The 8,082-nt window shown below is 53.1% G+C and carries 6 protein-coding genes; 4 read left to right on the top strand and 2 right to left on the bottom strand.

Translation table 11 applies throughout. From position 1 onward, the window contains the following. The first annotated feature begins 10 nt into the window (after nucleotides 1-10). Nucleotides 11-988, top strand: coding sequence for an NAD-dependent epimerase/dehydratase family protein (locus ASF29_RS17415; RefSeq protein WP_062451917.1), 978 nt, complete (start codon nucleotides 11-13; stop codon nucleotides 986-988). Beyond that, a complete protein-coding gene (locus tag ASF29_RS17420) occupies nucleotides 985-2,178 on the top strand; it encodes a DegT/DnrJ/EryC1/StrS family aminotransferase (protein ID WP_062451918.1) in 1,194 nt (397 codons plus the stop codon). Before ASF29_RS17415 ends, ASF29_RS17420 begins: the two co-directional genes overlap by 4 nt. Nucleotides 2,179-2,205: 27 nt before the next feature. Here the strand turns inward: ASF29_RS17420 and ASF29_RS17425 are convergent, their stop codons facing one another. Together ASF29_RS17425 and ASF29_RS17430 are read right to left on the bottom strand one after the other, a co-directional pair. Continuing rightward, nucleotides 2,206-3,708, bottom strand: a complete 1,503-nt coding sequence (locus tag ASF29_RS17425; RefSeq protein ID WP_062451919.1) for an O-antigen translocase — start codon at nucleotides 3,706-3,708, stop codon at nucleotides 2,206-2,208. Nucleotides 3,709-3,770: 62 nt separating this feature from the next. After that, nucleotides 3,771-5,066 (bottom strand): polysaccharide biosynthesis/export family protein, encoded by a 1,296-nt coding sequence (locus ASF29_RS17430; RefSeq protein ID WP_156462717.1) that lies wholly within the window; start codon nucleotides 5,064-5,066, stop codon nucleotides 3,771-3,773. A 378-nt stretch (nucleotides 5,067-5,444) separates the two neighbouring features. Between ASF29_RS17430 and ASF29_RS17435 the strand changes: the two genes are divergently transcribed. Together ASF29_RS17435 and ASF29_RS17440 are read left to right on the top strand one after the other, a co-directional pair. Beyond that, a complete protein-coding gene (locus tag ASF29_RS17435) occupies nucleotides 5,445-6,188 on the top strand; it encodes a response regulator transcription factor (protein ID WP_062451920.1) in 744 nt (247 codons plus the stop codon). Between the two features lie 335 nt (nucleotides 6,189-6,523). Next, nucleotides 6,524-7,897, top strand: a complete 1,374-nt coding sequence (locus ASF29_RS17440) for an ISNCY family transposase (protein WP_062451921.1) — start codon at nucleotides 6,524-6,526, stop codon at nucleotides 7,895-7,897. Nucleotides 7,898-8,082 lie beyond the last annotated feature (185 nt).

The following is an 8,082-nucleotide window of genomic DNA, read 5'->3' on the forward strand; positions in this document are numbered from 1 at the left end:
CAGGGATGCAATGAAAAACAAGAGAGTTCTGATTACGGGCGGTGCCGGCTTGGTCGGATCGCATATCGCAGACCTGGTTGCCCTCGAACAACCTCTCGAGATAGTCATACTCGACAATTTCGTGCGCGGACGCCGTAGTAATCTTGCGCAGGCCGTTGCCGCCGCTCCTGTTACCATCGTCGAAGGTGACATTCGCGACCGCGCACTGGTGGCGTCGTGTTGCGAGGGCGTCGATATTGTCTTCCATCAGGCGGCAATCCGCATCACGCAATGCGCAGAAGAGCCCCGCCTTGCGTTTGAAGTTCTAGCGGAGGGGACATTCAATGTCCTTGAGGCGTCTGTGAAGGCGGGCGTTAAGAAGGTGATAGCGGCTTCCTCGGCGTCCGTCCTGGGGCTCGCGGATGAGTTCCCGACGACCGAGGATCATCACCCCTACAACAACAGAACCATCTACGGCGCAACAAAGGCGTTCAACGAAGGCATGCTGCGCAGCTTTGCCGAAATGTATGACCTCAATTACATTTCCTTGCGATATTTCAACGTCTATGGCCCGCGCATGGATATTTATGGGGCCTATACAGAGGTCCTTATCCGCTGGATGGAACGGATTTCCGCTGGCCTGCCGCCCATCATCCAAGGCGATGGCAGTCAGACCATGGATTTCGTGCATATTCTCGATGTTGCGCGCGCAAACTTGCTGGCCGCACAATCAACGATCACCGACAGAGTTTTCAACGTCGCCAGCGGCACGGAAACAAGTCTTCTGCGATTGGCGCAGATGCTTTTGACAATCATGAACTCTTCGCTGGAGCCGCAACATGTCGCCGAGCGCAAGGTCAACGCAGTGACGCGCAGATTGGCGGATGTCCGCCGAGCAGACCTTGAACTTGGATTCCGTACACAGCTAAGCCTTGAGAGCGGATTGCGCGATCTGGTGAACTGGTGGACCGCATCACAGGTCCCCCACAGCGGAGAAGCTGCGGCATGAGCACCGAGATGTTGCAGATTCCCGTCGCCAAACCGCTGCTCGATGAACAGGAGGTCGAGGCTGTCCGCCGGGTCATTCTGTCCGGGTGGGTCACGCAGGGTCCTGAAGTCAGCGCCTTCGAACGGGAGTTTGCGGCGTTCGTCGGCGCCGATCATGCGTGCGCGGTATCCAATTGTACGACTGCGCTCCATCTGGCGCTGAAAGCCGTAGGTATCGGCGCTGGCGATGAAGTCATCACCGTCAGCCATTCGTTTATCGCAACTGCCAACGCGATACGCTACTGTGGTGCAGTTCCGGTTTTTATCGACATCGAGGCGGGTGGGTTCAACATGAACCCAGACCTCATTCTATCGGCAGTCACTCCCAGGACGAAAGCAATACTTTGCGTGCATCAATTGGGCATGCCATGCGACCTTTCGGCAATCGTGGCGATCGCTCAGGATTTGGGTATTCCCGTCATCGAGGATGCAGCCTGCGCAACGGGTAGCGAGATATTGTGGGACGACGAGTGGCAGATGATCGGAAAGCCGCACGGCGACATTGCCTGTTTTTCGTTCCACCCGCGCAAGGTTATGACCACCGGTGACGGTGGGATGCTAACGACAGCCAACTCAGAGTACGATCGCAAATTCAGGCTTTGGCGCCAGCACGGCATGGATGTGACGGATGCTGTGCGGCATGGCGCAAATCGGGTCATCTTCGAAGGCTATCCCGAAATCGGTTTCAATTATCGTATGACCGACCTTCAGGCAGCAGTTGGCAGAGTGCAGCTGTCGCGCATGCCATCAATGATTGCCGAACGCCGCACGCTTGCCTCCCAGTATAGCGAATTGCTTTGCGACATGGGCTGGCTTGAAACACCGCGAGAACCCGTGTTTGCACGAAGCAATTGGCAAAGTTACTGTGTCAAATTAGGGGGCGGGATCGATCAGATGCACACGATGCAGGAACTGCTGGATAAGGGAATTTCCACGCGTCGCGGTATCATGAACATTCATCTCGAGCCTTGCTACTCGGACCCTACGATACGGCGCGTCTCTGGTAGTCTCACACTGAGCGAAGCGGCCCAGACGCGATCGATCATCCTGCCGCTGTTTGCGCAGATGCAGGCTGGGCATGTGGATTTTATCGCGAAGTCGCTTGGCTATTTGAAAGAAGAAGTAAACCGTTTGCAGGAAATGGCGATATGAGAGTTGGAATTCTAAACTTCGGCGCCTTCAGACGGTTTTCAAAACCCATCTGCGAATTTTTGTCGGAAGCATCTCTTCCGGTAGTAGGCGGATCAGCCTGCTGACGGAATGCAGGCTACCTCCCAAGACAGTAACAGACCCCAGAACCGTCGCTTGCCATAAAGGCAACCACAACGTCGCGGCGAAAATCAGACCCGACAGTCCGAAAAACAATGCGCCGGTCTTGCAGTTTTCGCTAGACCATCGAAACCCGGTCAATCTTCTCACGATCAGAAATATTGCAAGCGTGTGCCAGACATAAAGGCCGCAGAACGCAACTGCCGCGCCCACGATGCCGAAATATTCCACCAGTAGATAAGCAAGGCCGATGTGAACAAGTGTCGCAGCGACCTCGGTCCAGAAAAAGATCGCCTGCGCCCCTTTGGCCAGCACGATATACCCCATCGGCCACGACACTATACGAAGAAGCATTCCGATGCATATCCATCGCAAGAGATCGGATGCAGCGTGGAATTCCGGAGAGTAAAACAGCCACATGACCAGGGGGGCGAATGTCAGAGTTGCAAGCACCCCTGGACCGGCCAGTAGCATGCTTACCCGGGCTTGCTCGTTGACGAGCTTGTTGCACGCATTGTGGTCCGCCGAGATTGCCGTCAGCCGGGGATAGAAATCTGTTCCCATGGCTTGCAGTATGAAACCTGAATACAGGCTTCCGAGGGCCCAAGCAGCCTGATACAATCCGGCACTAAGAACGCCGCCAGCCTGCAGGACAATCAAACGCACGACATAGGCACTCACCAACGTTAGCAGTCCGCTCATCATGAACACGAAGCCCAACCTGATAAGCGGCTTGAGATCCTGGCCGAAATGCGAAAGTGACATGGTCGGTGCGTCTCCGGCCAGCCTGCGGCTGAACCACCATGATGAAAGCAGCATAGCAGCAGATGAAGCGACCAGAGCCGGCACGATTCCCCCGGTATTGAAATAGAAGACCATTGGAATAGTGGTAGCGGTAGTAAAAAAGGCCGTGACGATATTGACTTGCGCCAATAAAGATATCTTCCGCAGACCCTGCAACAACGCTGTCTGACCGGCGGATGCCAGTCGGAAAAAGATCGCAGCCGATAATAAGCCGATACTAAGCGATTGTTGTTGGTCGCCGAAGGTGAAGTAACCAATAGGAAATGAAAGCGCCGCGAGGAGCACTGCGCCAATCAATCCCAGCAAGGTTGACGTTCTCTTCAAGATAAAAGCGGTACGGGCTATCTTGTCTCGATCTCCTGTTCCGACCGCCTCGGCAATCTGGCGCACGCCACTGGCCTGCACACCCAGACCTGCGACGGCTTGCGTCATATCGGCAATCGAGTTGAATATCCCGATCAATCCAATACCCTCGGGTCCCAACAGCACTGCCATTGCCTTAGTCCTAAGGATTGCGAAAACCATTGTGATGGCAGATGAGCCGCCAATGAGTGCTGTCGATCGGAGAATTTCGACATAGCCCGTCTTTTCCGGCTGAAGCTCGTTCATCGTTTGCAAGCCTGTCCTTCGGCGTTTTTGCGATTTTTCTGCACCATATGGATTTTAGATGTCTAATTCTGCCTGGTCGTCTTCATCACCGAACTCACATCGTTTTTGGAAGGCTTGGGAGCGCCCCTGCTGATGTTTACAACGTCTCCTGGTTGGAGGGTCGTGGTCGTCGTCGCCACATCCTCGCGGACTTCGTTATTGTCACGGCGCACGACGGTGAAAATCAGTTTATCGTCATCCTCGTCCGACGCATGGCTCTGGGACAGGATGTCGAGCAACAGAGTCTGCGTGAGATCGCGTTTGAGTTTGAGCTGATCCTGGTTCGCTTTTTCCGCCTGTAACTCGGTAGCGACTTCTGTGCGCTGCTTGTCATACAGTCCGTCAAGGCTGCGTGTCGTCTCCGCGATGCCCTGACGTGCACGCATGATAGACGTATCCAGATCTAGCCGGTCCGAAAAGTAACTTCGCAACAAGCGCTCCAGATCCGACTGGCGAGCCGGAACCACAATACCTCGATCAACAAGGCCCTTGATCTTTCCAAGCTGCATTTGAAGGGATGAAACGTCTTCGTCGGTGCTGATGACTTTCTTTTCGAGGGTCTGTATCTCCGAACCGAGCAATCCGCGCAGTTCGGCGTAGGATTTCGACTGGCGATCGAGTTCGTTCATGCGGGCGACGTGCAAAATCTTTTCGTGCTCAAACACCATGGCAGCCGCATTGGGATCGCTCTGCAAATTCGGATCGAAAACCATATCTTTGGAACCCGAAATTTCGGCCTCGAGACGCACTATTCTTACGTCACTTCTGAGAAGCGAGTTTGCGATTTCTTTCAACTGCCCGGCATATCCCAGTCTGTCCTGCGATGTCGGAGGGGCACCAACAGGTCTGAAAACTCCTCCACTCATGGCCAGAGCCTGAAGAATTGTCAGACCATCCCGAAATTTGTACTCTCCTGGACTTGCTACATCTCCAACGACGTATACAGGCGGCCTGTCGATAATCTCGACAGTCGCCAGCGGTGTCTCGACGAGGCCAATCTTCGATTTCAGTTTTTCCGCGATTTGCGCTGCCAGGCCGTCATTGTCCAGCCCCGCGACCTGTAGAACACCGATTACCGGGAGTGAAACCGTTCCGGCGTCGGAAATCAGAAAGTCACCTCCTATAGGGTCCCATCTTTCGTAAGCACCCTTTGTTGGAATCCACTGGACGATTGTCACGCGAATTTTCGTTTGCGGCGAAAACGGGAAAGTTTCTGCTTTTACGACGGTGCCGGTAATCGACACCAGAAACAATGCACACGTCAGGAAACCGCCAATCGTTTTCAGGATACCACCACGCTGTCGAGACGCTCTATTCAAAATAATTACTCCTGCAAACAGCGGGCTCTCCGGAGGCCGCACGTCAAATGTCAATTTGCTGTAATGAGCGAAAATGAGAAGAGGATCAGATGGTACTTGGCATCATCATTAAAGGTTATAGTAAGACGAGTGACATACCCAAAGACAAAAATGGATGTCGGCCTCTACACTCTTATCGGTTGTGTTAGATGGTAAGCGCGTTAAATACGCAAATAGCATCACATTTTTTCATTGATCAAGTAGCTTACTACTAAAGGATGCTTTCCAACTTATGGCTAAACAATCAAAATGATTGATTAAATATTAATAAAATGTAATATTTTGTAAGTGAATTTTTGTGAATCTGCTCTTTGAAATTTCTCCAGGGAAGGCGCTACGATGGCCTTAAACGCAGTAGTGAACGGAAGGGATATCCCTATTGATCCCTCTTATCAATATTCGTTAGGAGCGATGTCGACAACGGACCGAGATTACGATCAACGGACACTGCTTATTATTGATGTTCGGTTCCTTTCACGCCAATGCTTGTCCTATTCGATTTCCACCCACAAGAAGGACATCAACGTCGTTAGCTTCGCATCTATTGCGGACTGGCAGGGCAGGCGAGCTGAGTTTCCGGTGCCCGATGCGATATTGATGAGTATTGGCAGCCGAAACCTCACTATACCGGCTGTCGCCACCGAAATTCGGTCGGTATGCTCAGAGATTGACCTGCCTATCATTCTGCTTGCCGATGCGAATGAGTTTTCCCAAATCGTCAACGCACTTGAATGTGGTGTGAAAGGTTACATCCCGTCTTCGGTAAGCCTCGATGTATGTGTGGAAGCGATATCGCTTACTATGGCCGGCGGGATGTTCGTTCCAGTTGGCAGCATTCCCATGATGCGCACGTCAATCGAAAAGCCGTCTACGTGCCGGTTGTCGGATTTTTTCACGGATCGTCAACTAGAGGTCGTTGAAGCTCTTCGCCGTGGAAAAGCGAACAAAATCATAGCTTTTGAACTAGATATGCAGGAGAGCACAGTCAAAGTGCACGTCCGTAATATCATGAAAAAAGTAAGGGCCTCGAATAGAACAGAGGTAGCGTTCAAGATCATGGAATTGATGCCCCCCATTTTCTGAAGCCAGAGAACGTATGGAGAGTACACGGTTGAGGCTGCGTGAGATATATAAACAAAGAGTTCCATAATTATGGTTATGCGACTTTATTTTGTAGCCGCAAAGTTAGAGTGTCCTGTTTCTGCAAAGTTGGAATGTCACACTCCCAAGGTCTGATTGACACCTGGGAGATTGCAGATGGGACTGATTANCTTGTTCTTGGCTTGGTTGGCAACACTGTTCTCGTCATAATCTATCTTATGCGATCTTTATGTGTAGCCGCAAAGTTAGAGTGTCCTGTTTCTGCAAAGTTGGAATGTCACACTCCCAAGGTCTGATTGACACCTGGGAGATTGCAGATGGGACTGATTACGATGAGCGAGCGCGATTTGCGGCGGATCGAGGTTTTGTCGAAAGTCATCGCCGTTCGAATGACGATAGTATCAGCAGCACATGTGCTTGACCTTAGTGAGCGTCAGGTCCGCCGGCTGCTGGATCGGATCCAAACTGGTGGTGCAGCGTCGATCCGGCACAAGGCCATTGGTCGACCGTCAAACAACCGGATCAATGAGGGTATTCGCGACTATGCCGTTGCTCTCGTTCGGGAGTGTTATGCGGACTTCGGGCCGACCCTAGCGACCGAGAAGCTTGCCGAGCGTGATGGCCTGCAGGTTTCGCGTGAGACGGTTCGCAGCTGGATGGTCGATGCCGGACTTTGGTTGTCGCGCAAGCAGCGGCGGACGTTTCACCAGCCGCGACTGCGACGTGAGGCCTATGGCGAGCTGGTGCAGATTGATGGTTCTGAGCACCGTTGGTTTGAGGATCGCGGGCCAGCCTGTTCGCTGCTGGTGTTCGTCGACGACGCGACCGGCCGGTTGATGCAGTTGCGTTTTGTGCGTTCCGAGAGCGCCTTCACCTACTTCGAGGCGCTGGCGCTTTATCTCAAGCGTCACGGCGCGCCAATTGCCTTCTATTCCGACAAGCATTCGGTGTTCCGGGTGGCAAAGAAGGACGCCAAAGGTGGGCAGGGAATGACCCAGTTCGGGCGGGCGCTATGTGAGTTAAACATTGAGATTCTCTGTGCAAATTCAAGCCAGGCGAAGGGCCGTGTGGAACGGATGAACCGGACATTGCAGGATCGGCTGGTCAAGGAGATGAGATTGGCTGGCATCGACACGATGGACGCCGGTAATGCATTTTTGCCTGACTTCATGGATGATTATAACGCACGATTTGCGGTCGTCCCTGCCCGATCTGATGACCTGCACCGACCGGTGAATCTCGCACCGGATCGCTTATCCGATATCCTTTGCAAGCGTGAACAGCGTTATGTTGGATCACAGCTGACATTCTCCTATGAGCGCAAACGCATTATGCTGGAGGAGACCGACGTCACGCGCGGCTTGGTTGGCAAATATGTTGAGACCTATGCCTATGCGGATGATCGTCTGGATGTGCGTTGGAAGGGGTACTCCCTGCCCTATAAGGTATTCGACAAGGATCAGCGGGTCACGCACGCGGCGATCACCGAGAATAAAAGGCTCGGTGATGTCCTGGCGTATATCAAAGAGCGCCAGGACGAGCGCTCCACGCCTGAGGTCAAGAGCAGCAGCGATAAAAATGGTTACATCAAACGCGCTCGTGGACCCGGTCGTCGGAAAGACTTCACGAACGATCCGGCCGTCATTGCACGGCGACGGAAAGCGTTGTCGCAGCAGCAAGCGGCGGAGTGAAGAGTTTCAGAGCTCAGTCGAAAGGGTGTTTCATCACCCGCCCCCGCCCTCTTCCTGCAATCGGAGAGCTGGTTCAGGCGGGGGCTGATCCGCGGTGTCAGTGTGGCATGTCTGAGTAGACGAGACGACTCAATTGGACATTTCTACTTTGCACAGCGGCGGACATTTCAACTCCTCTGCCACAT

It is taken from the genome of Rhizobium sp. Leaf262 (genome assembly GCF_001422245.1).
Lineage (GTDB): Bacteria > Pseudomonadota > Alphaproteobacteria > Rhizobiales > Rhizobiaceae > Agrobacterium.